Source organism: Bradyrhizobium sp. (assembly GCF_036735945.1).
Lineage (GTDB): Bacteria > Pseudomonadota > Alphaproteobacteria > Rhizobiales > Xanthobacteraceae > Bradyrhizobium.
The window spans coordinates 1-1751 of the sequence record NZ_DAINNI010000246.1 but is presented as its reverse complement, the minus strand read 5'-3'; the positions used below and the strand labels follow the sequence as shown (position 1 = coordinate 1751).

Here is a 1751-nt window from a genome sequence, read left to right as displayed (position 1 = left end):
GTCATCCTCGGCAAGACCAACGTGCCGCTCGGGCTCGGCGACTGGCAGAGCTACAACGATATCTACGGCACCACCAGCAATCCCTTCGATCTCGGCCGCACGCCGGGCGGCTCGTCCGGCGGCTCCTCGGCCGCGCTCGCCGCCGGCTATGGGCCGCTGTCGCTTGGCTCCGACATCGGCGGTTCCCTGCGCGTGCCCGCCTTTCACTGCGGCGTCTATGCGCACAAGCCGACCTATGGGCTGGTGCCGCCGCGCGGCCATGTCCCGCCGCCATTCCAGCCGCTGCCGATCGATCGCGACCTCGCCGTGATCGGGCCGATGGCCCGCAGCGCCGCCGACCTCGCGCTGCTGCTGGACGTGATCGCCGGTCCCGATCCGCTCGACGCAGGCAATGCCTACAGGCTTGATTTGCCGCCGCCGCGCCACGACGCGCTGAAGGGATTTCGCGTGCTGGTGATCGATACCGATCCTGTCATGCCGACCGACGAGGTGGTGCGCGGAACGATCCACAAGCTCGCCGCCGGCCTCGAAAAGGCCGGCGTCAGGGTCGATCGCAACAGCGCGCTATTGCCGAACTTTGCCGAGACATCCCGCCTCTACATGCGGATGCTGATGTCGTTCCTCGCGGCCTCGTTCCCGCCGGACGTCTATGAAGGCGCGCAGGCCGCCGCCGCGGCGCTGCCGGCGAGCGAGACCAACCTCTCCGCCGAGCGGCTGCGCGGCATTTCGCTCAGCCATCGCGCCTGGTTGATGGACGACGTCGCGCGCGCGCATCTGCGGGCGAAGTGGCGTGAACTATTTAGGAGTTACGACGCCGTGATCTGCCCGATCATGCCGACGCCGGCCTACCCGCACGATCATTCCGACGAGCAGGAGAAGCGCCGCATCAGGATCGACGGCAAGGACCACGTCTACCCCGATCAGCTTGCCTGGCCCGGCATCGCCACCCTGCCCGGCCTGCCCTCCACCGCGCTGCCGACGGGCTTTTCGCCCGAGGGACTGCCGGTCGGCGTGCAGATCGTCGGCCCCTGGCTCGAAGACCGCACACCGCTCAGGCTCGCGGAACTGATCGAGCGCGAGCTCGGCGGCTTCAAACCGCCGCCGATGTTTGATGACTGACAGAGCCGTCATTGCGAGCGTAGCGAAGCAATCCATTGCGCGGCATAACGGATGGATGGATTGCCGCGTCGCTTCGCTCCTCGCAATGACGGGGAGACATGGGAGGAAAACCAATGAGCAACGACCTCGATCAACTCACCGCGCTCAACCGCGACTACATCGCGTCCGTGCAGAATTCCGACGTCAAGCGCTTCGATGAAATCCTCAGCTCGGACTTCTACTGCTCCAATCCCGACAAGTCGCTGGTCGACCGCGCGGCGTTCCTGAAGCAGACGGCGGTGCCAGTGACGATCAAGAACCTGCGCGCGGAAGATGTGAAGATCCGCATCCTCGGCGACTTCGCCATCATCCACGCTGCCACCAGCTACACGACCGCCGATGGCCAGCAGGCGCACGGGCGCTATACCGATTGCTGGGCGAAGCAGAACGGGAAGTGGCTGGCAGTGTCGGCGCATGTGACACGGTAAGCGTCCGTCATTCCGGGGCGCTCACGAAGTGAGCAAACCCGGAATCTCGAGATTCCGGGCTCGATGCTGCGCATCGCCCCGGAATGACGACGATTAACTATCAAACATGATCACGCTGCGCAGCGTCTTGCCGGCTTTCATGTTGGCAAAGCCCTCGTTGATCTC

2 protein-coding genes are annotated in these 1751 nt (G+C 65.3%); both read left to right on the top strand.

Features of this window, described 5'->3' with window-relative positions:
* A partial coding sequence (locus V7E26_RS29915; protein ID WP_324422986.1) for an amidase occupies nucleotides 1-1119 on the top strand: 1119 nt, incomplete at its 5' end.
* Nucleotides 1120-1232: 113 nt separating this feature from the next.
* Nucleotides 1233-1586 carry a nuclear transport factor 2 family protein gene (locus V7E26_RS29910; RefSeq protein WP_324422985.1) on the top strand — a complete coding sequence of 118 codons (354 nt, stop codon included), beginning with the start codon at nucleotides 1233-1235 and terminating at the stop codon, nucleotides 1584-1586.
* The last annotated feature ends 165 nt before the right edge of the window (nucleotides 1587-1751 follow it).

Coding starts and splice junctions, on each gene's coding strand:
- V7E26_RS29910 (WP_324422985.1), top strand. CDS start 1,233: ATGAGCAACGACCTCGATCAACTCACCGCGCTCAACCGCGACTACATC.